The organism is Ruegeria sp. YKSF070 (assembly GCF_059612725.1).
This window is the reverse complement of the sequence record NZ_JBXWRD010000037.1, coordinates 1-26,561: the sequence shown is the minus strand read 5'-3', so window position 1 is coordinate 26,561 and position 26,561 is coordinate 1. Positions and strand designations below refer to the sequence as shown.

General features: G+C 62.9%; 25 protein-coding genes. 21 read left to right on the top strand and 4 right to left on the bottom strand.

The features are described from left to right. The first annotated feature begins 71 nt into the window (after positions 1 to 71). A complete protein-coding gene (locus AC2FL1_RS16815) occupies positions 72 to 932 on the top strand; it encodes a crotonase/enoyl-CoA hydratase family protein (RefSeq protein ID WP_496877710.1) in 861 nt (286 codons plus the stop codon). Positions 933 to 934: 2 nt separating this feature from the next. Here the strand turns inward: AC2FL1_RS16815 and AC2FL1_RS16810 are convergent, their stop codons facing one another. Further along, complete coding sequence (locus tag AC2FL1_RS16810) at positions 935 to 1,918, bottom strand: DMT family transporter (protein WP_496877709.1); 984 nt, start codon at positions 1,916 to 1,918, stop codon at positions 935 to 937. Between the two features lie 144 nt (positions 1,919 to 2,062). Here AC2FL1_RS16810 and AC2FL1_RS16805 point away from each other — a divergent pair, with 144 nt between their 5' ends. The 11 genes from AC2FL1_RS16805 (at position 2,063) to AC2FL1_RS16755 (ending at position 11,976) form a co-directional block, all read left to right on the top strand. Further along, positions 2,063 to 2,575 carry an SRPBCC family protein gene (locus AC2FL1_RS16805; protein ID WP_496877708.1) on the top strand — a complete coding sequence of 171 codons (513 nt, stop codon included), beginning with the start codon at positions 2,063 to 2,065 and terminating at the stop codon, positions 2,573 to 2,575. A gap of 72 nt (positions 2,576 to 2,647) precedes the next feature. Next, the gene (locus AC2FL1_RS16800; protein WP_496877707.1) at positions 2,648 to 3,577 is read left to right on the top strand and encodes an ABC transporter ATP-binding protein; all 930 of its coding nucleotides are present in this window, start codon (positions 2,648 to 2,650) and stop codon (positions 3,575 to 3,577) included. Next, entirely contained in the window at positions 3,574 to 4,335 is a 762-nt protein-coding gene (locus tag AC2FL1_RS16795) for an ABC transporter permease (RefSeq protein WP_496825285.1), read from the top strand. The genes AC2FL1_RS16800 and AC2FL1_RS16795 overlap by 4 nt, the downstream gene beginning before the upstream one ends. 113 nt (positions 4,336 to 4,448) lie before the next feature. Beyond that, positions 4,449 to 5,246, top strand: a complete 798-nt coding sequence (locus AC2FL1_RS16790; RefSeq protein WP_496825284.1) for a S49 family peptidase — start codon at positions 4,449 to 4,451, stop codon at positions 5,244 to 5,246. A 168-nt stretch (positions 5,247 to 5,414) separates the two neighbouring features. Beyond that, entirely contained in the window at positions 5,415 to 6,374 is a 960-nt protein-coding gene (locus AC2FL1_RS16785) for a calcium/sodium antiporter (RefSeq protein WP_496825283.1), read from the top strand. Next, positions 6,317 to 7,180 (top strand): SDR family oxidoreductase, encoded by an 864-nt coding sequence (locus tag AC2FL1_RS16780; protein ID WP_496877724.1) that lies wholly within the window; start codon positions 6,317 to 6,319, stop codon positions 7,178 to 7,180. The genes AC2FL1_RS16785 and AC2FL1_RS16780 overlap by 58 nt, the downstream gene beginning before the upstream one ends. A 290-nt stretch (positions 7,181 to 7,470) precedes the next feature. Continuing rightward, complete coding sequence (gene uvrC / locus AC2FL1_RS16775) at positions 7,471 to 9,342, top strand: excinuclease ABC subunit UvrC (RefSeq protein WP_496877706.1); 1,872 nt, start codon at positions 7,471 to 7,473, stop codon at positions 9,340 to 9,342. 50 nt (positions 9,343 to 9,392) lie between these two features. After that, a complete protein-coding gene (locus AC2FL1_RS16770; protein WP_496825280.1) occupies positions 9,393 to 10,553 on the top strand; it encodes a serine hydrolase domain-containing protein in 1,161 nt (386 codons plus the stop codon). A gap of 57 nt (positions 10,554 to 10,610) precedes the next feature. Beyond that, positions 10,611 to 11,282 (top strand): CDP-diacylglycerol--glycerol-3-phosphate 3-phosphatidyltransferase, encoded by a 672-nt coding sequence (gene pgsA / locus AC2FL1_RS16765; protein WP_496825279.1) that lies wholly within the window; start codon positions 10,611 to 10,613, stop codon positions 11,280 to 11,282. Further along, complete coding sequence (moaD, locus tag AC2FL1_RS16760) at positions 11,282 to 11,527, top strand: molybdopterin converting factor subunit 1 (RefSeq protein WP_496877705.1); 246 nt, start codon at positions 11,282 to 11,284, stop codon at positions 11,525 to 11,527. The genes pgsA and moaD overlap by 1 nt, the downstream gene beginning before the upstream one ends. A 5-nt stretch (positions 11,528 to 11,532) precedes the next feature. Beyond that, complete coding sequence (locus tag AC2FL1_RS16755) at positions 11,533 to 11,976, top strand: molybdenum cofactor biosynthesis protein MoaE (RefSeq protein ID WP_496825277.1); 444 nt, start codon at positions 11,533 to 11,535, stop codon at positions 11,974 to 11,976. Between the two features lie 18 nt (positions 11,977 to 11,994). Here AC2FL1_RS16755 and AC2FL1_RS16750 read toward each other — a convergent pair whose 3' ends face one another. The 3 genes from AC2FL1_RS16750 to ubiA form a co-directional block, all read right to left on the bottom strand. Next, complete coding sequence (locus tag AC2FL1_RS16750; RefSeq protein WP_234142427.1) at positions 11,995 to 12,306, bottom strand: hypothetical protein; 312 nt, start codon at positions 12,304 to 12,306, stop codon at positions 11,995 to 11,997. Continuing rightward, positions 12,307 to 14,220, bottom strand: a complete 1,914-nt coding sequence (locus tag AC2FL1_RS16745; protein ID WP_496877704.1) for an OmpA family protein — start codon at positions 14,218 to 14,220, stop codon at positions 12,307 to 12,309. A gap of 62 nt (positions 14,221 to 14,282) precedes the next feature. After that, the gene (ubiA, locus tag AC2FL1_RS16740; RefSeq protein ID WP_496877703.1) at positions 14,283 to 15,245 is read right to left on the bottom strand and encodes a 4-hydroxybenzoate octaprenyltransferase; all 963 of its coding nucleotides are present in this window, start codon (positions 15,243 to 15,245) and stop codon (positions 14,283 to 14,285) included. A gap of 12 nt (positions 15,246 to 15,257) precedes the next feature. Between ubiA and AC2FL1_RS16735 the strand changes: the two genes are divergently transcribed. The 9 genes from AC2FL1_RS16735 to AC2FL1_RS16695 form a co-directional block, all read left to right on the top strand. Next, on the top strand, positions 15,258 to 15,983 hold the full coding sequence (locus AC2FL1_RS16735; RefSeq protein ID WP_496877702.1) for a 16S rRNA (uracil(1498)-N(3))-methyltransferase: 726 nt from the start codon (positions 15,258 to 15,260) through the stop codon (positions 15,981 to 15,983). After that, positions 15,980 to 16,507: a hypothetical protein gene (locus AC2FL1_RS16730; RefSeq protein ID WP_496877701.1), complete on the top strand. Its 528-nt coding sequence runs from the start codon at positions 15,980 to 15,982 to the stop codon at positions 16,505 to 16,507. Before AC2FL1_RS16735 ends, AC2FL1_RS16730 begins: the two co-directional genes overlap by 4 nt. Positions 16,508 to 16,646: 139 nt before the next feature. Further along, complete coding sequence (locus AC2FL1_RS16725) at positions 16,647 to 18,017, top strand: glutamate--cysteine ligase (RefSeq protein ID WP_496877700.1); 1,371 nt, start codon at positions 16,647 to 16,649, stop codon at positions 18,015 to 18,017. A gap of 757 nt (positions 18,018 to 18,774) precedes the next feature. Beyond that, positions 18,775 to 22,230 carry an indolepyruvate ferredoxin oxidoreductase family protein gene (locus AC2FL1_RS16720; protein ID WP_496877699.1) on the top strand — a complete coding sequence of 1,152 codons (3,456 nt, stop codon included), beginning with the start codon at positions 18,775 to 18,777 and terminating at the stop codon, positions 22,228 to 22,230. 393 nt (positions 22,231 to 22,623) lie between these two features. Beyond that, positions 22,624 to 23,115 carry an Lrp/AsnC family transcriptional regulator gene (locus tag AC2FL1_RS16715; RefSeq protein WP_496828383.1) on the top strand — a complete coding sequence of 164 codons (492 nt, stop codon included), beginning with the start codon at positions 22,624 to 22,626 and terminating at the stop codon, positions 23,113 to 23,115. A gap of 161 nt (positions 23,116 to 23,276) precedes the next feature. Further along, the gene (locus AC2FL1_RS16710; protein ID WP_496877698.1) at positions 23,277 to 24,419 is read left to right on the top strand and encodes a glycine cleavage T C-terminal barrel domain-containing protein; all 1,143 of its coding nucleotides are present in this window, start codon (positions 23,277 to 23,279) and stop codon (positions 24,417 to 24,419) included. Between the two features lie 29 nt (positions 24,420 to 24,448). Next, positions 24,449 to 24,898 (top strand): OsmC family protein, encoded by a 450-nt coding sequence (locus tag AC2FL1_RS16705; protein WP_496828387.1) that lies wholly within the window; start codon positions 24,449 to 24,451, stop codon positions 24,896 to 24,898. 21 nt (positions 24,899 to 24,919) lie between these two features. After that, the gene (locus tag AC2FL1_RS16700; RefSeq protein ID WP_496877697.1) at positions 24,920 to 25,720 is read left to right on the top strand and encodes an enoyl-CoA hydratase; all 801 of its coding nucleotides are present in this window, start codon (positions 24,920 to 24,922) and stop codon (positions 25,718 to 25,720) included. Between the two features lie 4 nt (positions 25,721 to 25,724). Beyond that, positions 25,725 to 26,561, top strand: an 837-nt coding sequence (locus AC2FL1_RS16695; protein ID WP_496877696.1) for an AMP-binding protein, incomplete at its 3' end; no start/stop codon positions are given.

Here is a 26,561-nt window from a genome sequence, read left to right as displayed (position 1 = left end):
GCATGACGTGGCGTTGCGTTTTGTACGCGCCGTTTCGCATGCTCTGCTGGGGTTCAATCAGGGAGAGAGACATGTCCGTTGTCGCATATGAAAAGGACGGGCGCATCGCTCGTATCACGCTGAACCGGCCAGAGGTGATGAACGCCATCAATGACGAGCTGCCCGGCGCGCTGGCCGCTGCCGTGGCGCGGGCGGATGCCGATCCGGGTGTGCATGTGATGGTGCTGTCCGGGGCGGGGCGCGCGTTCTGCGCGGGCTATGACCTGACCTATTACGCGGAGGGTAACGGGGCGGGTGACGTGACCCAGCCGATGCCCTGGGACCCGATCAAGGATTACCGTTTCATGTGGGCCAATACTCAACACTTCATGTCGCTCTGGCGGGCGGTGAAGCCGGTGGTGTGCAAGGTGCACGGCTTCGCGGTGGCGGGCGGGTCGGATATCGCACTGTGCGCCGATATGACCATCATGGCCGAAGACGCACAGATCGGGTACATGCCGACGCGGGTCTGGGGCTGTCCGACAACGGCAATGTGGGTCTATCGGCTGGGGGCCGAGCGGGCCAAGCGGATGCTGTTCACCGGCGACAAAATCACCGGGCGTCAGGCGGCGGATATGGGGCTGGTGCTGGAGGCGGTGCCGGCGGAGCATCTGGATGACAGGGTCGAGGAGCTGGCCGCGCGTATGGCCACGGTTCCGATCAACCAGCTGGCGATGCAGAAACTGGTGATCAACCAGGCAATCGAGCAGACCGGGCTGATGCAGACGCAGCGGCTGGCGACGATCTTTGACGGCATCACCCGGCACAGCCCAGAAGGCATCCATTTCAAGGAGCGTGCCGAGGCGGTGGGCTGGAAACAGGCGGTGGACGAGCGCGACCAAGGCACCTGGGACTGGACCGCGAACGAGGCGATCCCCAAGCGAAACCGGTAGGGTCAGACCCTGCCGGCGCGGCTGCCCGACCTTACGCCTGTGCGGCGCTGGCTTTGTTCGCGCAGGAACACGAACAGGCCTGAACCTGCGATGAGCGCCATGCCGGCCCAGACCTCCCAATCCGGCAGATCGCCCCAAATCATCCAGCCCCAGAATACCGCCAACGGCAATCCGACATATTCGAACGGCGCCACAGTTGCCGCGTCAGCCTGGCGATAGGCTTGCGCCAGGCAATAGCCGATGATGGCCGAGTTGAGGCCCAGACCGGTCAGAAGCAGCCAGTCCTCTCCGCTGGGCCATGTCCAGGCGCGCAGCAGAAAGACCATGCTGGGGTCCGAGCTTTCGTCAACGAACCGGCCATCGCCCGCGACCAGATAGAACAATGCCCCCACCAGGATGAACATCATCTGGATATAGACCGACAGGGCCGAAGCCTTGCTGCTGACCCCCAGCTTGCGGGTCATCAGTTGCAACAGCGCATAAGTCAGTGCAGACAACACTGGCAGCAGCAGGACCAACCGGCTTGCCTCGAGGCTTTCTGCCCCCTGCCATGGGCGCTGCATCAGGATCACGCCGGAAAAGCCGACCAGCACCGCGCCCAGGCGCATCGGCCCGACACGTTCCTTCAGGATTGGCACCGACAGCAGCGTGATGAACAGCGGCGCGGCAAAGAACAGTGCTGTCACATCCGCCAGAGGCGCCACCGCCAGCGCGGCGAAAAAGCTCATGTTCGAGATCACCACCAGCAGGCCGCGCAGGGCGTGCAGGAAGGGATGCCTGGTTTTCAGGATGCGCCACCCGCCCTCGGCCCAGACCAACCCAAACGACAGCACGATCCCCACAGCCGAACGCGTAAAGACGATCTGGTGCAACGGATAGGCGCCCGACAATTGCTTGACCAGCATGTCGTTGAGCGAAATGGCAAGCATTCCGGCCATGATAAAGGCAATTCCGGCACCTGGCCGGTGTTGTGCGGTCTCGGTCATTTCGTGGATCCTGTCCGGGCGCCCGCGCCCTGCCTCTGGCTATCACGGTTTGGCCCTTGCGCCATGCCTATTTTCGATACCCCCGACGGTTGCCCCCATCGGAGGGCGGCGTTAGCACGGTCCCGTCACAAAGGGAGCGAGCCCATGCAGCTGCACGACACACGTACCATCGCGGCCGACCCCGCGACGGTTTTTGCCGCGCTTCTCGATCCGGCAGTGCTGTGCACCTGCGTGCCCGGCGCGCAAGAGGTGACCGGCACCGCCGATGAAGGCTTCGAGGCGGTGGTGGTGCAAAAGGTCGGCCCGGTAAAGGCGACCTTTCGCGGTACCGTTACCCTGTCCGAACTGGTGCCGGGCGCTGGCCTGACCCTGACGGGCGAAGGCAAGGGTGGCGCGGCGGGTTTTGCCAAGGGCGGCGCCGAGGTGCGGCTTGCCCCCGATGATACGGGAGGAACTCTGCTGTCCTACCGGGCCGAGGCGCGGGTGGGCGGCAAGCTGGCCCAGCTTGGCAGCCGCATCATCGACGGGTTTGCCCGCAAGATGGCGGACCAGTTCTTTGACAACCTGCAAGCGCAGTTCACGGCCGATGCCAACGAGGACCCTCAAGGGGCCGAAGAGGCCGCCGCGCCTCGCAAGACTTGGTTCAGGCGCGGCTGAACGGGGCTGCATATTCGCTCTGTTCCCCTGCGGCGGCAGATTGTAGGGTTCCGGCCAGAACGGGACCAATACATGACGACCATTCTTTCGATCCGGGACTTGCGAAAATCCTATGCTGACGGGTTCGAGGCGCTCAAGGGCGTTTCGCTCGACATTCGCGAGGGTGAGATTCTGGCGCTGCTCGGCCCCAATGGCGCCGGCAAGACCACGCTGATCTCGACCATCTGCGGCATCACCACGCCCACTTCTGGCAGCGTCACCGTGGGTGGGCACGATATTCAGTCCGACTACCGCGCTGCCCGCCGGATGATCGGCCTGGTTCCGCAGGAAATCGCGCTGGAACCCTTTGAAAAGGTGATGAACACGGTGCGGTTCTCGCGCGGGTTGTTCGGAAAGCGTGCCAATGATGGCCGCATCGAGGAGGTGCTGCGCAAGCTGTCGCTCTGGGACAAGCGTCGCAACGCGATCAAGGAACTGTCGGGCGGCATGAAACGCCGGGTCCTGATCGCCAAGGCGCTGGCGCATGACCCGCGGGTGCTGTTTCTGGACGAACCTACCGCCGGGGTCGATGTGGAACTGCGTAAGGACATGTGGGAGATCGTGGCCGAGTTGAAGGCCGCCGGTGTCACCATCATCCTGACCACCCATTACATCGAAGAGGCCGAGGCCATCGCCGACCGCATCGGCGTCATCAACAAGGGCGAGCTGCTGCTGGTCGAGGACAAGGCCAAGTTGATGGCACGGATGGGCCGCAAACAGCTGGACGTGCTGCTGACCCGACCGATTTCCACGATCCCGGCCAGCCTCGCCCGTCACAACCTGTCGCTGGGCGCGGCGGGGGATGTGCTGATCTATACCTATGACACCCATGCCGACCGGACCGGGATCACCACGCTCTTGAACGACGTGGCCGAGGCCGGTCTGGTATTGCGCGACGTGGTGACCCGCCAATCGAGCCTCGAGGAGATCTTCGTCACCCTCGTCAAGGGAGAGACACAATGAACTGGGCCGCCATTGCCGCCATCTACCGGTTCGAAATGGCCCGGTTCTTTCGCACCCTGGCGCAGAGCTTCATTTCGCCGGTGCTCAGCACCTCGCTTTATTTCGTGGTGTTCGGCACCGCCATCGGCAGCCGCATCCAAGAGATCGAAGGTGTCTCTTATGGCGCCTTCATCGTGCCCGGGCTGATCATGCTGTCGGTGGTGATGCTGTCGATCTCGAACGCCTCTTTCGGCATCTATTTCCCGAAATTTCTGGGCACCGTCTATGAACTGCTCTCGGCGCCGGTCAATTTCATCGAAATTGTCATCGGCTATGTCGGCGCGGCGGCGACCAAGGCGCTGTTTGTGGGACTGGTGATCCTGGTCACCGCCAGCTTCTTTGTCGATCTCAGGATCGAGCATCCCTTTGCCATGGCGGCCTTTCTGGTGCTGACCTGTCTCAGCTTCTCGCTGCTTGGCTTCATTGTCGGCATCTGGGCCAGCAATTTCGAACAGATGTCGCTGGTGCCGCAACTGGTGGTGACGCCGCTAATCTTTCTGGGCGGTACGTTTTACAGCATCTCGATGCTACCGCCGGCCTGGCAAACGGTGACCTTGTTCAACCCGGTGGTCTATCTGATCTCGGGGTTTCGCTGGTCGTTCTACGGGCTGGCCGATGTGCCCGTTGGGTTGAGCCTGTTGGCGATTGCCGGGTTCACGGGGCTTTGCCTGGCGGTGATCTGGTGGATCTTCCGGACCGGCTGGCGCATTCGCAGTTAAGAGGAGGAGCACGTTGCAAATTTGCCCGTTCGCTGTGGGAAATATGTTGCCGTCGCGTATCTGTCATGCCGCGCGTCTTGTTTGTCGGCAGGGCGCGCTCTACATCGGCTGCCATGACACTCGCCCTTCCGTTTAAGAAAAAGCCGCCTCTGGTGGCCGTGGTTCGCCTGTCCGGTGCGATTGGTCTCGCCGGGCGCGGGGCGCTGAACGACACCACGCTTGCTCCCATGCTCGAGCGCGCCTTTCGCAAGGGCAAGCCTGCGGCCGTTGCCCTGGAAATCAATTCGCCAGGCGGATCGCCGGTGCAAAGCTCGCTGATCGGGGCGCGTATCCGGCGTCTAGCGACCGAGCATGAGGTCCCCGTCTATGCCTTTGTCGAAGATGTGGCCGCCTCGGGCGGGTATTGGCTGGCCTGCGCCGCTGACGAGATCTGGGCCGACGACAGCTCGGTTCTCGGTTCGATCGGGGTGATCTCGGCCAGCTTCGGCGCGCATGTGTTTCTGGCGCGCCAGGGGTTCGAGCGGAGGGTGCACACGGCGGGCAAGTCGAAATCCATGCTCGACCCGTTCAGCCCGGAAAAGAAAGAGGACGTGACCCGGCTCAAGGGATTGCTGGGCGACATCCACCAGAACTTCATCACCCATGTCAAAGAACGTCGCGGCGACCGGCTGGATGCCACCGAAGACCTGTTCACCGGCGAGGTCTGGCTGGGCGCGCGGGCCCGCGATCTGGGGCTGATCGAAGGGATCGCCCATATGAAACCCAAGATGCAGGAACGGTTCGGCGACAAGGTGCGGTTCCGCCGCTACGGCATCCGCCGCCCGTTCTGGTCACGGTTCGGCGTGCATCTGGCTGAGGATGCGCTTGCCGGCATCGAGGAGCGCGCGGCCTTTGCGCGTTTTGGCCTCTGACATGTTGGTCAAGATCGTCGCCCTTTTCCTGGTTGGCATGATGGTTCTCGCCATGTTCGGACGTTTGCGGTTTCCGGGCGCGTCCCGGCTGAAATCGGCAAAATGTCCGCGTTGCGGGCGCTACAGGATCGGCAAGGGCCCCTGCGTCTGTGGACATGGAGGCCGCACATGATGCCATGGATCCTATCGGCGCTGGGGCTGGTCATCCTGCTTCTGGCCGGGGACGCGCTGGTACGGGGCGCGGTCAATCTCAGCCTGCGGCTGGGCGTGCCGGCGCTGATCGTCAGTCTGACCATCGTCGCCTTCGGTACCTCGGCGCCGGAGCTGCTGATTTCGATCAAGGCCGTGCAGGAAAACGCGCCGGGCATCGCGCTGGGAAATGTCGTGGGGTCGAACACCGCGAATATCCTTCTAGTGCTGGGGCTGCCGGCCCTGTTGGCGACGCTGCACACCAGCGAGTGCAATACGAGGCGCAACTATGTGCTGATGATCCTGGCCTCGGTCCTGTTCATCGGGCTGGCCTTTTATGGCACATTCACCGCCACCAGCGGCCTGATCCTGCTGACCGGTCTGGGGTTGATGCTGGCCAATGCCTTTCGCGAGGCGCATGCCCATCGCAAAGCCTGCGGGGATCCCTGCGCCGATGACGATCTGGAAGCATTGGAGGAGGCCGATCCCGACATGCCGTGGTGGCGCATCGGGATCTATCTGCTGCTGGGCCTGATCGGCCTGCCGATGGGGGCGCATCTGCTGGTCGACAATGCCTCGATTATCGCGCGTACCTACGGGGTCAGCGAGACTGTGATCGGCCTGACCCTGGTGGCGGTCGGCACCTCGCTGCCCGAACTGGCCACCACCGTAATGGCCGCGCTCAGGCGTCAGGCGGACGTGGCACTGGGCAACGTGATCGGGTCGAACATGTTCAACCTGCTGGCCATCATCGGTGTGGCCACGCTGTTTGGCCCTATCCCGGTTGATCCCGAGTTCCTGCGGTTCGATCTTTGGGTGATGCTCGCGTCTTCGCTGATGCTGATCCCGTTCGTGTTCTTCAAGTTGGACATCACCCGCACCTGGGGTGTGTTCCTGACGGGCATCTATGTCGTCTATATCGTTGTCGTCCTGCTCTAGACGACACACAACAAAGAGGTGCTGACATGGCATTGGCTCTTGTCACCGGGGCTGGCCATCGTCTGGGCCGAGCCATGGCGCTTTATCTTGCCGGGCGCGGCCATGACGTGGCGGTGCACTTTGCCAGTTCCGAAAGCGAGGCGACCGAAGTTGCGGAGCGGATCCGGCGGTTGGGCCAGCGCGCAACGGCGCTTCAGGCCGATCTGCTGGATGAGGACCAGATGCAGACCCTGCTGCCCCGCGCAGCAGAGGCACTGGGCGCCCCGGTCACCTGTCTGGTCAACAATGCCTCGATCTTTGAATATGATAGCCTGACCAGCGCCAGCCGGCAAAGCTGGGACCGGCATATGGAAAGCAATCTGCGCGCCCCTTTCGTGCTGACCCAAGCGATGGCAGCGCAGGGATTGGAAGCGATCTCGGACGACAATGGCGAACCCATGGCGACCGGTTTGATCATCAACATGATCGACATGCGCGTGCGAAAGCTGACGCCAGAATTCATGACCTATACGCTGGCCAAGGCCGCGCTGTGGACCCTGACCCAAACCAGCGCCCAAGCGTTGACACCGGCGATCCGCGTCAATGCGATCGGCCCCGGACCGACGTTGAAGGGACACCGCCAGTCGCCCGAACATTTCGCAAGCCAGCGCGCCCGCACCATCTCGGGCCGGGGTGCCAACGCCGAAGATATCACCGCCGCCTTGGGATATTTCCTCGATGCCCCTGCGGTCACCGGGCAGTTGCTTTGCGTCGATGGCGGTCAGCATCTGGGTTGGCGCACCCCTGATGTTCTGGGGGTTGAATAGAGGTTCAGGCTGCAAGTTTTGCACCGGCTTGGTTGACGTAACGAAAGCGTTACAAAAAGACCTTTGTTTTCATTTACTTGCAGCGCATCTGGAAAAGTTTTCTTTGAAATCAGAGGATTGCAGTGCTGCCTATTTTTTAGGCAACTCGGAAAACTGCCCGCGAAACAAGGGAAATTTCCACGTGTCGTAAACTTGTCTTCAGACTTATCCACACAATCCGTGGATTTGTTTCCTCTTGAAACGGACGCCACAAGATTGCAGCCGGGTCCAGAGAATCATATCTCGGTCCCATGCAAGACACGAACCCGTCCCAACCTGATTCCCCGGCCACCGGATATGCTTGTATCCAGGACTATTTGCGCAGTCTGACCGGCGCGCCCGGTGTCTACCGGATGCTCGATGCGCAGGCGCGGGTGCTCTATGTCGGCAAGGCGCGCAACCTGCGCGCCCGAGTGTCGAACTATGCCCGCCCCGGCCATAGTCCAAGAATCGAGCGGATGATCCGCGAGACCGCCTCGATGATGTTCCTGACCACGCGCACCGAGACCGAAGCGCTGCTGCTGGAACAGAACCTGATCAAACAGCTCAAGCCAAAATACAACGTGCTGCTCAGGGATGACAAAAGCTTTCCCAATATCCTGGTGGCCAAGGACCATCCCTTTGCGCAGATCAAGAAACATCGGGGCGCGAAAAAGGAAAAGGGCACCTATTTCGGCCCCTTCGCCAGTGCCGGTGCGGTCAATCGCACCCTGAACCAATTGCAAAAGGCGTTCCTGCTGCGCAACTGCACCGATGCGGTGTTCGACAGCCGCACCCGGCCCTGCCTGCTCTACCAGATCAAGCGGTGTTCGGGGCCCTGCGTGGGGCTGATATCCGAGACCGATTATGCCGCCGCCGTTAAGGATGCTGAACGCTTCCTTTCGGGCCGCTCGACCCGAGTGCAAGAGGAACTGGCGGACCAGATGATGGAAGCGTCCGAGGCGATGGAGTTCGAACGTGCAGCGGCGTTGCGCGACCGGATCCGGGCCTTGACCACGGTGCAGGGCGCACAGGGCATCAACCCGCGCGGCGTGGCCGAAGCGGATGTGGTGGCCCTGCATCTGGAGAACGGCCAGGCCTGCGTGCAGGTCTTTTTCATCCGGGCCAACCAGAACTGGGGCAACCGCGATTTCTATCCCCGCGTGGGCGAGGACGTCTCGGCGGCCGAGGCGATGGAGGCCTTTCTGGGCCAGTTCTATGACAACAAGGAACCGCCCCGGCAGCTGATCCTGTCGGACGCGATCGAGAATGCAGACCTGATGACCGAGGCGCTGAGCGAGAAGGCCGGGCGCAAAGTGGAACTGCTGGTACCCCAGCGCGGCGAAAAGGCCGAACTGGTTTCGGGCGCGCTGCGCAACGCGCGGGAGTCGCTGGCCCGGCGGATGTCGGAAAGCGCCACTCAGGCCAAGCTGTTGCGCGGGCTGGCCGAGGCGTTCGACCTGGATGGCCCGCCCCAGCGGATCGAGGTTTATGACAACAGCCATATCCAGGGCACCAATGCAGTGGGCGGCATGATCGTGGCGGGACCTGAGGGGCTGATGAAGAACCAGTACCGCAAGTTCAACATCCGGGGCGATGACCTGACCCCCGGTGACGATTTCGGCATGATGAAAGAAGTTCTGACCCGCCGGTTTACCCGCCTGCTGAAAGAGGATCCCGACCGTGACAAGGGGCTGTGGCCCGATCTGTTGCTGATCGACGGCGGCGCCGGGCAGGTCAGCGCGGTGCAGGAGATCATGGTGGCGCACGGGGTCGAGGATATTCCGATGGTGGGCGTCGCCAAGGGCATCGACCGTGACCACGGCAAGGAAGAGTTCCACCGCATCGGGCAGCGCCCCTTTGCCCTGAAACGCAACGATCCGGTGCTGTATTTCATCCAGCGGCTGCGGGACGAGGCGCACCGCTTTGCCATCGGCACCCACCGGGCCAAGCGGGCAAAAGCGGTCAGCGCAACCCCGCTCGACGATATCCCCGGCGTCGGTGCCGCCCGCAAACGCGCGCTGCTTGCGCATTTCGGCAGCGCCAAGGCGGTGAGCCGCGCCGATCTGGCCGACCTGACCGCGGTCGAAGGTGTCTCCGAGGGGCTGGCGCAGAAAATCTACGACTTCTTCCACGAAAGCTGACTTGCCATTTGCTTTGCCCTGCGCTTGGCTGACGCGGGGAGGACGTTTCGATGACATTGATGCAGGGGTTTCCGCCAGCCGAGGCCGACCGCGCCACATTGGCGAACTGGCGCACCCGACCCTATTCGGCCTGGGCCTTTCATCATGTGCGCGAGATCGTGCCTTCGGCCCGGATCGCCAATGCGCCGGGCGATGTGTGGGCGCTGGAGCAGGGTGCGCCGCTGCTTTCCGAGGATACGCTGAGCGATATCCTTGCACCCACCTGCACCGATGCGCTGGTCGTGCTGCATCAGGGCCGTGTCGTGCACGAGGTCTATCGCAACGGCATGGGGGCCGATGATCCGCATATCCTGATGTCGGTCTCGAAATCCGTGCTGGGCCTCCTGGCCGGGATTCTGGCGGACAAGGGGCTGTTGGACCTGAATGCGGCAATCACCGACTATGTTCCCGAGCAGGGAGAAACCGCCTATGCCGGTGCGACGGTGCGACAGGCGCTGGATATGCGGGTGGGGGTCGCGTTCTCCGAAGACTACACCGCCACCACCGGCCCGATCATCGCCTATCGCAAGGCGGCCAACTGGAACGTGGTCGAGCCGGGTGACACGGTACCCGATCTGCGCGGGTTCCAGCAGATGCTGACCGAGCGTGACGGTCCGCATGGCGGGCGGTTTCACTATGTCTCGCCGGTAACCGACCTTTTGGCCTGGGTGTTCGAACGGGCGGCGGGGCTGCGCTATGCCGACCTGATGTCCGAACATCTGTGGCGGCCGATGGGCGCAGAGCAGGCGGCCTATATCACTGTCGACCGTATCGGCGGGCCACGGGCGGCGGGTGGTATGTGCGTCACCGCCCGCGATCTGGCGCGGGTGGGGCAGTTGATCTGCCGGGGCGGCGCACGCGCGGACGGGCGTCAGGTGATCCCCGCCGACTGGCTGGACGATATCGCCACGCAGGGTGATCCGGAGGCCTGGGCGACCGGTGATTTCGCCGACCGTTTCGCGGAATATGACATGGTCTATCGCAGCAAGTGGTATATCCACCCCGGAGCCAAACCGCTGATCCATGGCATGGGCATCCACGGTCAATACCTCTTTGCCGATCCAGCCCGCGACCTGGTCGTGGCCTGGATGGCATCCGAGGCGGACCCCACCAGCGACCGCGCCTTTGGCCTGCGCTATCGCCTGATCGAACAGTTGCGCGCGGTTGTCTGAGATATGCGGTGCTTCTGTCCTCTTTCCCATTCGCTCGGGGCAGGATAAACCCAGCGCATGAAGTGGAACCTGCCCAATATCCTGACCCTGCTGCGCCTGCTTGCCGCGCCCGGCCTGGCAGTCATGTTTCTCTATTTCACGCGGCCCTATGCCGACTGGTTCGCGCTGATCCTGTTCGTTTCGGCGGCCGTCACCGACTGGTTCGACGGCTATCTGGCAAGGGCCTGGAAACAGGAAACCAAGATGGGCGCGATGATGGATCCGATCGCCGACAAGGCGATGGTGGTGATCGCGCTGATGATCCTTGTGGGTTATTCAACAGAACATTGGACACCTTGGCTGGTATTGCCCGCCACGGTGATCCTGTTCCGCGAGGTCTTTGTCTCGGGTCTGCGCGAATATCTCGGTGATGTGGCCGGTACGCTCAAGGTAACCAAGCTGGCCAAGTGGAAGACCACGACCCAGATGATCGCCATCGCGGTGCTGTTCAGCCAGGGCATTTTCGAACACTACCTGGTGATGTCCTCGTTCGGCATGGATCAGGGGATCGTCGATCAGATCATGGCGGGCGAGGTCGCGGACCTGCACGGCCTGCGTTGGAAGCTGGATGGCATGATCTGGTCCGGACGCGTGGGCCTGTGGCTGTTGTGGGTCGCGGCGGCGCTGACATTGATCACAGGCTTTGACTACCTACGTAAAGCCATGCCGCACCTGAGGGAGACGCGCTGATGGATGTTCTCTATTTCGCCTGGGTCCGCGAGCGGATCGGTGTGCCGCGAGAGCGGGTCGAAACCGGGGCCGAGACCGTGGCGCAACTGGTCGAGGAGTTGTGCGCCCGCGAGCCGCGTTACGAGGCGGCATTCGCCGATCTGAGCGCCCTGCGGGTGGCGCTGGATCAGGATTTGGCCGATTTCGACGCATCGCTCAGCGGCGTGCGCGAAGTGGCCTTTTTTCCGCCGATGACCGGAGGCTGAGTCCGATGCGGGTGCTGGTCCAGAAGGAACCCTTTGACCTTGGCGCCGAGGCCAACGCCTTTGCCGCCGCCGATACCGGCATGGGCGCCATCGTGACCTTTACCGGCGTGGTGCGCGATCTGGCGCAGGGCGATCTGGATGTGATGGAGATCGAGCATTATCCGGGCATGACCGAAAAGGCACTGACCAGGATCGCATCAGAGGCGCAAGAGCGCTGGTCATTGGGCGACGTGCTGGTGATCCATCGCTTTGGCCGATTGTCGCCGGGTGATCGGATCATGATGGTCGCCACCGCCGCACCCCATCGCAAGGATGCGTTCGAGGCTGCCGAATTCCTGATGGACTATCTGAAGTCCCGCGCGCCGTTCTGGAAAAAGGAAATCACCGGGGCTGGCGCAGGCTGGGTCGCCGCCAAGGACGAGGATGAAGACGCCCTGACCCGCTGGTAGGCACCTCGCGCCGATCGCTCAGCCGCGATGATGGCGCAGCTCTTCGGCCTCTTGCCGGGCCGCGCGCAACCCGTCCATCGCTGCAGCCAGTTCCGCCTCGGTCTGGGTCAGCTGGTTGGTCAGTTCCGCCTCGCGCTGCTGCAGATAGGTGATCGCCTGATCGCGGGCCTCCTCGGCCTCGTGCAACTCCTGGCTCATTCGGTCCAGATCGGCCACATCGCTTTGCCGGACGCGGGTGAACCGGTGCACCAACCAGTTCGCGAACCATCCCATGGAAAAGGCCACAAACAGGATGATGGCGGTTGCGATGATGAAGTTGGTTCTATCCACTTACTGATCCTCCCCGGCGGCCCCGGTGGTGCTCTGTTCAGCCTCCGCATCAGCGGATTGTTCTGCCTCGACCTGCTCCAGCGCGGTCGTGTGATCGTCCACCGTTTCCGGTCGGATCAGGTGGAACTCGATGCGGCGGTTGGCTTCGCGCCCCGCTTCGGTGCCATTGTCGGCGATCGGCTGGCTTTCGCCATAACCGACGGCGGCGTAGCTTGCGGTCAGCACCCGGCGGGCCCGCAACTCGTTCAGAACCGATTGGGCGCGGGCCTGGCTGAGCTGCTGGTTCATTTCTTCGCGGCCCTGGCTGTCGGTGTGACCCTGGATTTCCAGACGGATCGGGCCGCAGCTTTGCAGCAGGTCCGCGATCCTGTCCATGGTACCTGATGCACTGGCCGCAATTGTCGCGGAACCCGGCTCGAAGGCGATCTTGTCGTTTGCTTGCACCTCGGCCAGCAACGCCTCGCACCGGTCCGGGTCAAGGCTGGTTTCCTCAGGCTCTGGCGGCTCTTCGTAGGTAATCTCCAGATCGAAATTCTGGTTCTCACCCAGCTTGTCGGCCAACAGCCGGGCAATCTCGGCACTGGCCTCCTCCACATGGGTGGTACCCCGAAGCATTACCTGATCGGGTGTCACGACCAACGCACCGTTCTTCAAGGTTGCCAGCGCCTCGAGCCCGGCCAGCACCCGGACGGGCCAGTCCGCCGGCAGATCGGGAGCGATCCGCGCGGCGGTATAGACCGCTCTTGCCCCGAATGCCGCCTTGGCATAGCTGTCCACCATGTCGCGGGCATAATCGCTGCCAAGGCGCCCGCGCAGCTGCACCAGCCCTTCGGGGCTAAGCGTGGCGGTGAACTCGGGCGGGCCGATGGCCTTCTTGGTTTCGGGTTCGGGCAGGACCGCGTGCAGGGCAAACACATCGGGCAAGCCGGCTTCCAACTCTCCGACGACCCGGTCGAACAGAGCTGGGTCGGTGCCCGGCGCAACGACCAGCGTAATGTCGGCATCGGCGATGGTCACCGTGCCCCGGCCCAGTTCGGCCAGTGCGGCAAGGCTCAACTCGGCGGCCTTGGCCCAGCGGGGCGACGGTACGCCCATCCCGATGGTGCACGAAGCATTGCCCTGCATCCCTGCATTGCGGGCGGCGTTCAGGATACGGTCGCGGGCGGCCTCGGTGTCGGCGGCGCAGGCATCGAAGCGGGCGCCCTCCTCGTCGATCAGGAATCGCAGGGTGAACGGCGTCAGTACCGGACGCGGGGCCGCGATATCAAGGCCGATCCGCAGCGAAGGCGGCGCGGCACGGTTCAGCGCCTGTTCCAGCCGTCTCTTGTCCGCACCGCTGTCCGAGATGGCGCGTACCGTCACCCGCCCGGCGCTGACCGAGATCTTCGAGCGCGGCAGCATACCCAGAGCGACCACGGCATAGTCCAGCGCATCCTGCCAGCCATCGGGCACCGGATAGCTCGCGGTCTCCAAGAGGTCGGCGACCTGCTGCCCGTCGGCCAGCCGCTTGAGCGCATTCAGCAACGCCTGCCGGTTCATCGAGGCGGGCACCAACCCGATGATCGAGACACCGGAATCATTGCGCAGGATTTCGATGGAGAATTTCGGAGCCGCCAGGCCTGCCGAGGGTCGTACCTGCATCAGGTCGATCACGCGCGAGGCGTCAACCTCGCCTCCGACCACCGACAGCGCGTTGAACCGTGTCGCCTCGTCGGGGGCCATGCCGGTCATCTTGACCTGCAACCCGTCGGCCTCGACCTCGGCCCAGTCGTGCCCCTTCAGGTCCAGGGCGCGGCGCACGGCGATTTCCGAGTTTTCCTCGACAGCGGACACCGCAAAACTGGCGGCGACACCGCACAACGCCGCAGCCAGAACAAAGGTCAGCGCGACCACGAGGGTCAGGGGAAGTCGCATGAGCAGGTCGTGTCTCTCCGGTCTTTGGCAGAGTTCTTAACTCTCAAGGGTCGGTGGTGCAATCATGCGAGCAGTGCAACCAGAAAGAAGATGAGCGGAATCAGGCCGGTGTCGCGATTGACCCGGAACAGCTGCAACAGTTTGCCATTGTCATTCAGGTCCAGCCCGCGCAGCTGCCACGCCATATGCCAGCCCATCGCCCAAGGCCCTGCAAGCGCCAGCACCAACGCCAGGATCGAGGCATCGGGCAACGCCGCCTCGATCACGGCGATCCCCATCAGGCTGACGGTTGCGACCAGGAAATAGGCCATCCAGCGCGGCGTCTGGTCGCCAAACAGCCGGGCGGTCGACTTGACCCCGATCAGCGCGTCGTCCTCCGTATCCTGATGGGCATAGATGGTGTCATAGAATAGCGTCCAGGCAATACCCGCCAGATAGAGGAACACCGCGCCCCATCCCAACGAGCCGGAATGCGCCGTCCAGGCCAACAGCGCGCCCCAGTTGAACGCCAACCCCAGAAAGACCTGCGGCCACCAGGTGAAGCGTTTCGCATAGGGATAGATCGCCACCGGCAACAACGACAGCACGCCCATGGCAATGGCCGCTCGATTGAACGTCAGCAGGATCATCAGCGCCAACAGCGCCTGCGCCACCATCCAGACCACCGCCATCCGCACGCTCACCTGCCCCGATGGGATCGGGCGCGAGCGCGTGCGCTCGACCCGCCCGTCGAACTCTCGGTCGGTGATGTCGTTCCAGGTACAGCCCGCGCCCCGCATCAGGAACGCGCCCATCCCGCAACCGACGGCGATCCACAGATCGCCCCAGCGCGCATCCTGCCCGTCAAGCATGGCCAGCGCCAACCCCCACCAGCAGGGGATCAACAACAACCAGGTGCCGATGGGCCGATCGGCCCGGCTGAGCCTGAGATAGGGGCGCGACCAGGCCGGGGCATGGATATCGACCCAGTTGCCGGTCACCGCATCGGCAACCTGACCATCTGGTGTTGGGGCTTGGCCTTGCATATGTAGTCTTCCATGAGTGCAAAGATCAGACTGTATGTAGAGCAGGCGCTGGGCCAGGGGCAACCGGTTCAGGTGTCGCGCGATCAAGCCCATTACCTGTTTGGGGTGATGCGGCTGGGTGTCGGCGATCCGGTGGCCCTGTTCAACGGGTGCGACGGCGAATGGCTGGCTCATGTAACCGAGGCCGGCAAGCGCGGCGGCACGCTGGTTTGCGAGACGCAGACCAGACCGCTTCAATTGCCGCCCGACCTGTGGCTGCTCTTCGCGCCGATCAAGAAGGCACGTACCGACTTCATCGTCGAGAAAGCGGCCGAGATGGGGGCTGCCCGGATCGTGCCGGTGCAGACCGATTTCACAAATTCCGAACGCATCCGCCAAGACCGGCTCCAGGCCCACGCCATCGAGGCCACCGAACAATGCGGCGGCACCTTCGTGCCCGAGGTAGCGGATCTCCAAAAACTCTCCCGCCTGCTCGATACCTGGCCCGCCGAGCGGCAGCTGATGTTCTGCGACGAGGCCGAGGCCGGGTCCGCCCTGCGCCTCGCCTCGGAGGCGCGGAACAAACCCTGGGCCATCCTGATCGGCCCCGAAGGCGGCTTCTCCGAAGCCGAGCGCAAGCGCCTGCACACAATGACCGAGGCCCATGTGGTAAGCCTTGGCCCCCGCATCCTGCGCGCCGATACGGCGGCGGTGGCGGCCATGACCCTGTGGCAACAAGCGCTAGGGGATTGGGCATGAGTTTTGTCCGACCCGAAGCGCGCGCAGCGCTGTGGCGCTGGCGCGAGGTGGTCGCAGGGCTTGCGCTGGTCCTTCTTGGGTTCAGCTGGATCGCGGGACCGGGTGGTCTGTTGGGCTGGACCGGTTGGCCGGTCGCGGCGTCCGGCGTGATACTGGCGGTCGTCGGGGTCCAGCGCGCACGGTTCCGCACCGGTGGTGGCGGTCCGGGCATCGTGCTGCTGGACGAGGGCGAGATCACCTATATGGGGCCGCTCGGAGGCGGTTCGGTCGCTTCGGCCGAGATCGAGCGGCTGACCTTTGACCCCACGGCCACCCCGCCGCATTGGCTACTGGAACAAAAGGGGCGCGACGTGCTTGCCATCCCCGTCAATGCCGAGGGGGCAGAGGTCCTGTTCGACAGTTTTTCGGCGTTGCCCGGTCTCAGGACCGAGCGCATGCTGACCGCGTTGAATACCGAAGCCCGCCATGCGGTGGTAATCTGGGAACGTACACCCTCACGCCCTGCCGCGCTGCCATTGCACTGATCCTGTCGGAGTGTTGCATCATTTCCGGTGATGGGCAGGCCAACACAACCGCGTGAGTTTCTGCCCCCCATTCCATTGACACTTGCGTCAAATGTGCCACTTGTCGGCAGATCTAGTAAAGCCAAGACGGAGCCCGAGCATGTCCATTCCCCAGTCCGGCGGCGGACCGATCGAACGCCACGAACAGCTGGCCGAATACCTTGCCTCGGGCTGCAAGCCCAAGTCCGACTGGCGCATCGGCACCGAGCACGAGAAATTCGGCTACTGCAAGGACACGCTGAAACCGCTTCCCTACGAGGGTGAGCGTTCGATTCTCGCCGTGCTCCAGGGTCTGCGCGACCTGCACGGCTGGGCCCCGCTGGAAGAGGGCGGCAAGCTCATCGGCCTGACCAAGGACGGCGCCAATGTCAGCCTTGAACCGGGCGGCCAGCTGGAACTCAGCGGCGCGCCGGTGGAAACCATCCACCAGACATGCGACGAGGTGAACGACCACCTGCGCGACGTCAAGGATATCGCCGACAAGATCGGCGTCGGCTTCATCGGCCTTGGCGCCGCGCCGATCTGGACCCATGAGCAGATGCCGCTGATGCCCAAGGGCCGCTACAAGCTGATGGACAATTACATGCAACAGGTGGGCACATCGGGCACCACCATGATGCGCCGCACCTGTACCGTTCAGGTGAACCTCGATTTCGCCTCCGAGGTGGACATGGTGCAGAAACTGCGCGTCGCCATCGCGCTGCAACCGGTCGCCACCGCGCTCTTTGCCAATTCGCCCTTCCTCGAAGGCAAGCCCAACGGCCATAAAAGCTGGCGCGCCCGCGTCTGGCGGCATCTGGATGACGACCGCACCGGCATGGTACCCTTCGTGTTCGAAGAGGGGTTCGGGTTCGAACGGTGGGTGCAATACGCGCTCGATGTTCCGATGTATTTCGTCTACCGAGACGGCAAGTATATCAACGCGTTGGGCCAGTCCTTCCGCGATTTCCTCAAGGGTCAGCTGCCCGCGTTGCCGGGCGAGACGCCGACGCTCAGCGATTGGGCCGATCACCTGACCACGCTCTTCCCCGAGGCGCGGATCAAGAAATTCATCGAGATGCGAGGTGCCGACGGTGGCCCGTGGCGCAGGCTTTGTGCGCTTCCCGCCTTCTGGGTCGGGCTGATGTACGACCAATCGGCATTGGATGCTGCTTGGGACCTGGTTAAGGGTTGGGATGCCGAGACGCGCGACACCCTGCGCATCGAGGCGAGCCGCCAGGGCCTGCAAGCGCAGGCTGGCGATGTCCGCATGCACGACCTCGCACGCGAAGTTCTGGCGATTTCCGAGGCCGGGTTGAAGGCGCGCGCACGCCCCGGCGCGGGTGGCCTCGTGCCCGACGAGACCCATTTCCTGAACGCGCTCAAGGAAAGCGTCGAGTCGGGCAAGGTTCCCGCTGACGAATTGCTCGAGCATTTTGACGGTGACTGGAACGGCAATCTGACCCGGATTTACGGGCAATACAGCTATTGACCCTGGTCTCAGGTCCCATTGGTTTCCGGCGAGCCGCACGCGACACGAAGGCGAAAAGCATGCGGTGAGCACACCTGAAACTCTTTTTGCAAAGGTTCCACGGCAAACCTCAGACCGATGACAGGCGCACTTGGGTTGGCGGTATGATCGGCAACCGCAACAGAGTGCGCAGGCATGACGCCAACGGACCAGGGACCATACAAGACGCGACTCTCTGGTTGTGCGATAGAGCGGCAAGGGCCTCTTTACCGGCTGACAGCCTGTCCGGCCTCCATGGAAGGGTGGCCATGACGCTGGTTGGTTCAAAGGCCTATTGAAAGAGCGCCCCCCTGCCCCGCATCTCCGTGCGTGGTTTCCGATGGCGCCAACGCCGATCTCTTGCTGATCATTGACAGGGCGGTCGCCAACATCGCGGTTTTAGCCCCGCCACAAGCTTCCTGACGGACTCATTAAACCACACCTCACACGACAGCGTCCCGGGCCCACACGCGGTACGGGCACCTTTTCGACAGCATGACCGAGGCGGTCCGTGCATATGTCCGCATATCGGACAAACAGAGGCCTTCGGATTGCAGCTGAGCCGATAGCGATTTCAATAAGGGCGGGTCGATGGATCGGCAGGCCGCTGACCTGCCTGCCAAGGATGCTGTCATCGAATATTTCTCGACCACATCCTGCATTCGGATGACACACTATTTGCGCCCGAGCGCGATCTCGGGCCTACTGGATCGACCCGAACACAGGAAAGGACGACGCAATGACTGTTCATGTCCCCGCCAAACGCCTGGATATGACCCTCGAAGACCGTCTTACGAAGGAAGAAGGCTGGGTCTACATGACCGGAATGCAGGCACTGGTGCGGCTTCCGATCCAGCAGCGCAAGCGGGACATGGCGAAGGGTCTGAAAACGGGAGGCTATATCTCGGGCTATCGTGGCTCGCCTGTCGGCACCTATGACATGAATCTGTGGCGGGCCGAAGCCGTGCTCAAAGAACACAACATCGTTTTTCAGCCCGGCGTGAACGAAGACACCGCCGCCACGGCCACTTGGGGCGCGCAGATGGTCGGACTGTTTCCTGGCGCACGGGTCGATGGGGTCTTTTCGATCTGGTACGGCAAGGCGCCAGGGCTGGATCGATCGATGGACCCGATCCGGCATGCCAACCTTTCGGGGACCAATCCCAAAGGCGGTACGCTGCTGCTGGTGGGTGATGACCACGGCGCGAAATCCTCGACCCTGGCCTGCTACTCGGATCTGAACTTTGCCTCGCTTGGGGCGCCGCTGCTGGCGCCCGCCAATGCGCAGGATGTGCTGGACATGGGTCTGCACGGCATCGCCATGAGCCGTTATTCCGGCACCGTTGCCGGGATGAAGTTGGTGACCGACGTGGTCGAGGGCGGCGGCTCTGTCCACGTGTCGCCCGACAGTCCGACGATCGTGCTGCCCGATGGCGAAACACCGGATACGTCGATCAAGCCCTTCATTCCTGTGCCCGAGCAGGAACGGTTGTTGTGGGACGTCAAGCTGCACAAGGTGCTGGCCTACGCGCGCGCAAATGGCCTCAACCAGCTGGATGGCCCCGAGGCGGCGCGCATCGGCATCGTCGCGGCAGGGAAAGCCTGGCAGGACCTGGCGCAGGCGCTGGCAGGCTTGGGATACCGTGACGGAACGATCCGCGGCATGCCCGTCAGGCGGCTCAAGGTCGGGATGGTCTGGCCGCTTGATGCCGAAATCATCCGCGACTTTGCCAAGGGGTTGGACACGATCATTGTGGTCGAGGAAAAGCGCCCGCTTCTCGAAGATCAGATTCGCGCGATCCTCTACGGGTCCGAGATGGCCCCGCGCATCGTGGGCAAGACCTTTGCCGGGCAGGTCTATGCGCCCGATGCGGCCGAATGCGCCTTTCCGAATACGGGCGAGATCGATCCGGGATTGATCACCCGCGTACTGGTGCGGGTGGCGAACGAAACTGATCCAGGCAGCGGCCTGTCGCTCCCGAACAGCCCCGAGGCACCGGTCGCCCTCGGGACAGGGGCGCTTCGGCTGCCGTCATTCTGTGCCGGTTGCCCGCATGGACGGTCGACACAGGTGACCGACGGCAGCCGGGCACTGGCGGGGATCGGTTGTCACACGATGGCGATGCTGCGCGATCCGACCAAGACGAACTCGGTCAGCCACATGGGCGGAGAGGGCGCGATGTGGTTGGGACAGTTCCCGTTCACCGATGAACAACATGTCTTTGCCAACATGGGTGACGGTACCTATTTCCATTCAGGGCTGATGGCGATCCGGGCCGCAGTCGCGGCCGGCGCCCCGATCACCTACAAGCTGCTGCACAACGGGTTTGTCTCGATGACCGGCGGCCAGCCGCATGATGGTGAGATCAGCCCCGAGAAAATGGTGCGCCAACTCAAGGCCGAAGGGGTCGGACAGATCGCGTTGGTGGCCGATGAACCCGAAAAATACGACGGCAAGGATCTGGGTTTCGGCGTGAGCGTGCATCCGCGCACCGAACTGGACATGGTCCAGAAGGAATTGCGCCAGAAACCGGGTGTAACGGTCATCATCTATGATCAGCCCTGCGCGACCGAGCGCCGCCGCCTGCGCAAGCGCGGCAAGTGGGCCGACCCCGACAAACGGGTATTCATCAACCCTGAGGTCTGCGAAGGCTGCGGCGATTGCTCGACGGTCTCGGCCTGCATGGCAATCGAACCGTTGGAAACCTCGTTCGGACGCAAGCGCAGGATCAATCAATCCTCGTGCAACAAGGATTTCTCCTGCGTCGAGGGATTCTGCCCGTCATTTGTGACGATCAGCGGCGCCAGGCCGCGTCGGGCCAAGGCCGCCGAGGTCGAAATTGACGTAAGCCACCTGCCGATACCGGCCGCTCGGGCCATCGATGGGTCGTGGTCGATCCTCGTCTCGGGCATCGGCGGCGCCGGGGTGGTGACCGTTGGCCAGACACTCGCCGTGGCCGCCCATGCGGACGGGTATTACTCGTCGAACCTCGACATCACCGGGCTTGCGCAGAAATACGGCGCGGTCCACAGCCACATCAAGATCGCGTCGCGACCCGAGGACATGCGCGCGACCCGGATCGCCACGGGCGAGGCCGATGCGCTGATCGGCTGCGATCTGGTGGTCGCGGCGGGTGACGAGGCTTTGTCCAAGCTGACCGCAGGCAAATCCGTAGCGGTGACCGACACGACGGTGGTGCCGACGTCCGAGTTTGCAAGCAACCCAGACTGGCAGCTGAACGGGGATGAGCAATTGGAGCGCATGAGCCGCGTTCTGGGTTCGAAAGCTCGCGGCCTGGCGGCGCAGGACCTTGCGGAAAAGGTAATGGGCGACCGGGTTTTTGCGAATATGGTGTTGATGGGGGCCTCGTGGCAACAGGGCGGCATCCCGCTGTCACTCGAAGCGATCCACCGCGCCATTGAGCTGAACGGCGTTGCTGTCGACCGCAACAAGCAGGCCTTTGATCTGGGACGCCTGGCTCTCGCCGACCCTGAACAGGCCCGGACCTTGGCGGGAGACGATGCGCCGGTGCAGCTCGACACCCATCGCGAACTCTCTCTTGACGAGGTCGTGGCCCGACGGATTGAGGAACTGACCGCCTATCGGAACGCCGAATTCGCCCAGCGCTACGCCGACCGCGTCGACGAGGTTCGGACCGCTGGCCTGCCGGATGCCGCCGTTTTGGCGATCGCGCGCGGGCTCTACAAACTGATGGCGGTGAAAGACGAGTGGGAGGTAGCGCGGCTCTACACCAAGCCAGCGTTCAGCAAGGCACTGACCGAGACCTTCGAAGGCGACATGGAACTGACCTTCCATTTCGGTGCCTGGCCCTTCGGCGGCACCGATCCAAAAACCGGTAAAGCGGTCAAGGGTCCGGTGAAAGGCAAAACGGCTCTGCGGTTCTTTGCCTGGATGAATCGCCTGCGTGTGCTGCGCGGCACGATCCTCGACCCGTTCCGTAACTCCGACGAGAACCGGCTGGCTCGAAAGCTGCTGGCGGATTATCAGGCCGATATTGATTTTGCCGTGGCCAATTCCGTTACCGCCGATTCCGAGGCCATTACCAAACTGCTGAATCTGCCGGACCAAATCCGCGGATATGGACACGTCCGCGAGCGTCACGCCACAGCGGCAGACCAGATACGCACGGACCTACGCGCCGCGATCCTGACCGACAGGGCCGACGCTGCTTGATCGGTGGATCGGACATGCAACCGAGCGGAAACTAACCTCGCCTCGGGGACCATAAAAACTGGTCCCCGAACCCACTGACGGGTGTTGCGGACCCATTCGCGCGAGGTCTGGCGACCGAGGACGCTCTCAGGGCGCGCGGGCCAATTCGGTTCGACACAGCTTCTAAAGGTAGGCGCCGACCCCCGCGATGGCGGGCCTCCCGCCATGCCGCACAAAAAACAGTGGCACCGTTTCACTGAGGGCAAAGTGTTTTGCCCCTCTCGGATTGATGCCGACCAGCGGTCAGCTTAACCTTTTCGTCCATGGCGCAAGTGTGATTCGGCGAAACGAGATGTCGGTTCCAAGATCCCGGTGCTGAATACCCTGCACAGGGCGAACACGGGTTCCAAAGAAATGAACAAATCTGGCCTCGACGCGACAGATATCCGGATTCTCTCTGCCGTGCAGAAACACGGTCAACTCAGCAAGACCAGACTGGCCGAGATCGTGAACCTGTCACCCACGCCATGCTGGGCGCGTTTAACCCGGCTCAGGGAGGCGGGTTACATCTTGGGCTATCATGCCGACATCGCGCTGGACCGGGTTGTCGATTTTACCCAAGTGATCGTCACGGTTTCACTGACTCATCACCGCAAGGCCGATTTCGATCGCTTCGAGGCCTTGATCAAAGGGATCGACGAAATCACCCAGTGTGTCGCAACCGGAGGCGGGATGGACTACGTGATGCACGTGTTCACCGCCAACCTCGCCGCGTTTCAGGATTTGATGGAGCAGCTGCTGTCGGCGGATCTCGGGATCGACCGCTACATGACCTACATCGCGACCCGCAGAATCAAGTCGCAGCCGCCCGGTGTCGCAATGCTTATAGCGCGTGCCGCGAACTGACATCGCGCGTCTGAACGGTCCGGATCGGGTGGGAAAACAGTCCGATCAGGCTGAGTTACACGCGTTTTTCAGACCACTATCCAGCCATCTCTCGGACTAGACACTCGTCAGTTTTCCACACCGGCCAATCACACCGGTCCCGTGCAAAAAAGGCGACAGACATGACCCAGGCAGACGATTTCGGCTTCGGCACCCAAATCCGGAAATCTCCTTATTTCGACGCCACCGTGCGTTGGGGCGCGAAAGGATTCTCGGTCTACAACCACATGTACATTCCGCGCGATTTCGGTAACCCGGAACAGAACTTCTGGAACCTCGTGAACGACGCGATCCTGTGCGATGTCGCCGTTGAGCGGCAGGTCGAGATCACCGGGCCCGACGCGGCGCGATTCGTTCAGATGCTGACCCCGCGTGACCTGACCAAGATGGCCGTGGGCCAGTGCAAATACATCCTGATCACCAATGCTGATGGTGGCATCCTGAACGATCCGATCCTGCTGCGGCTGGCCGAGAACCACTTCTGGATCTCGCTCGCCGACAGTGACATCCTGCTTTGGGCGCAGGGCGTTGCCGTGCATTCGGGCATGGACGTGACCATCGGTGAACCCGACGTGTCACCGCTTCAGCTGCAGGGCCCGAAATCGGGCGAGATCATGCGCGCGCTTTTCGGCGACGACATCATGGATCTCAAGTATTATTGGCTGCGCGAGGTGAACCTCGACGGGATGCCGCTGATCGTGTCGCGCACCGGATGGTCGAGCGAACTGGGCTACGAAATCTACCTGCGCGACGGATCGATGGGCGACGCGCTCTGGGAGCGGATCATGGCTGCGGGCCTGCCCTTTGGTCTGAAACCCGGCCATACCTCGTCGATCCGGCGGATCGAAGGCGGGATGCTATCCTACCATGCCGACGCCGACATTCACACGAACCCGTTCGAACTGGGCTTTGATCGTCTGGTAAACTTGGACATGGAAGCCGAGTTCATCGGCAAGGCGGCGCTGCGTCGTATCAAGACAGAGGGTGTTGCCCGCCAGCAGGTTGGCCTGATCATCGACTGCGATCCGTTCAGCGGGCCCAACACCAACTTCTGGGCGATCAACAAGGGTGGCGAAACGATCGGCAAGGTCACTTCGGCGGTTTACTCTCCGCGTCTGGAACGGAACATCGCGCTGGCGATGGTAGCGGCCGAACACGCCACGCTGGGAACCGAAGTCGAGGTCGTGACCAAATCCGGCCCGGCCCGCGCCACCGTGGTCGAACGCCCGTTCTACGACCCGAAAAAGCAAATCGCCGCTGCCTGAGCGCCGGATCCGGAACGGAGTTACCTGACATGTCCGACCTCGCGATCCAGCTGCACTGGCACCGGGCGACCCCGGTCTTGCAGACCGGCGCCTATTCGAACGCGCATGTGGTTCAATACAACAGCCAGTATGACGTCACCGTGGACTCCGCCCCCGACTGGGGCGGAGATCCCGCCAACACCAACCCCGAACAGGCCTTGGCCTCGGCGCTTTCGAGCTGTCACATGATGACCTTCCTGGCGCTTTGCGCCAAGGCAGGTTGGCCGGTGGCAAGCTATCACGACTATGCGGTGGCGCATCTGGGCAAGAACCCACGTGGGCAGATGTCTGTGACGCGCATCGACCTGCATCCGGTGGTGCGTTTCGACACCGGTTTCTCGGTCAGCGGCACCGAACTGGCGCAGATGCAGGAGCGTGCCCATCGCTATTGCTTCATCGCCAACACGCTCGCCGACAGCGTCGAAATCAACATCCTCTGACCTGCGAAAGTTCCCTGGCCCATGCAAACCGGCGATATCCTGCTGCGCGATCTGGATGCAAACGGCATCCTCCGTCTGACCCTGAACGACGGAGCGCGGCGCAATCCGCTCTCCGAGTCGATGCTTGTGGCCCTTGCAACCGCATTTGCCGACGCCTCAACCGATCCAGCAACACGGGTGATCGTGCTGGCCGCCAATGGCCCGGCCTTTTCGGCAGGTCATGACCTGAAGGAAATGACTGCCGGGCGCGATGATGCGGATCGGGGCCGCGCCTATTTCACCAAGGTCATGACGATGTGCTCGGGCGTGATGCAGGCCATCGTTACCTGCCCCAAACCTGTGATCGCCGAGATCGACGGCATCGCCTCGGCGGCGGGATGCCAGCTGGTGGCAAGCTGCGATCTTGCCATCGCGTCGGACACCGCGCGGTTCAGCACGCCGGGCGTGCATATCGGGCTGTTCTGTTCGACACCCATGGTGGCCCTGTCGCGCAGTGTCTCGAACAAGCATGCGATGGAGATGCTGCTGACCGGCGACATGGTCCCGGCCGCCCGCGCCGAGGCATTTGGGCTGGTGAACCGTGTGGTCGCTCCCGAGGCCTTGCGCGCCACCACGATGGAGATTGCCGCCAAGATCGCCTCGAAATCGCAGCTGACGCTCGCCACCGGCAAGCGTGCCTTCTACGCCCAGCGCGAGATGCCTCTGGCGCAGGCCTACGACTATGCCTCGCAGGTCATGGTCGACAACATGCTCGCCCGCGATGCCGAAGAGGGTATCGGAGCCTTCATCGAGAAACGCAGCCCCAAATGGCAGGACGCCTGATCCCATGGTGCAGAACCCTTATAACATCGACCTGGACCGGACACCGGCGAACTATCAGCCGCTGACCCCGCTGAGCTTTCTGGAACGCGCGGCAACCGTGTTTCCGCAGCATATCGCGATCGTGCACGGCGCGCTGCGGCGCAACTATGCCGAGTTCTACGCCCGTTCGCGCAGGCTTGCGTCGGCACTGGCCCAACACGGGATCGGGCGCGGCGATACCGTGTCGGCGCTGTTGCCGAACACGCCGACGATGCTGGAATGCCATTACGGCGTACCGATGTCCGGTGCGGTGCTGCATTCGATCAACACCCGCCTCGACGCCGCCATCATCGCATTTCAGCTCGATCACGCGATGTCGAAACTGGTGATCGTGGATTCCGAATTCATGCCGCTGATGCAGGAGGCGCTGAAGCTCGCCAAGGTCGATCCGGTGTTGATCCAGAGCGTCGACCCGGAGTTTGACGGCCACTCCACGCCGTCCGGCATGGACGACTACGAAGAATTTCTCGCCAACGGAGATCCGGAGTTTGCCTGGCTGATGCCAGAGGATGAGTGGGACGCAATCTCGATCAACTACACCTCGGGCACCACCGGCGACCCCAAGGGCGTGGTTTCGCATCACCGTGGCGCGTATCTGCTGGCGCAGGGCAATGCGCTGACCACGTCGATGAACAAGCACGCGGTCTACCTGTGGACCCTGCCCATGTTTCATTGCAATGGCTGGTGCTTTCCCTGGACGATGTCCGCCCTCATCGGGACACATGTCTGCCTGCGACAGGTACGGGCCGAACCCATCTGGGCCGCACTGGCGGATGAAGCGGTGACCCATCTCTGCGGTGCG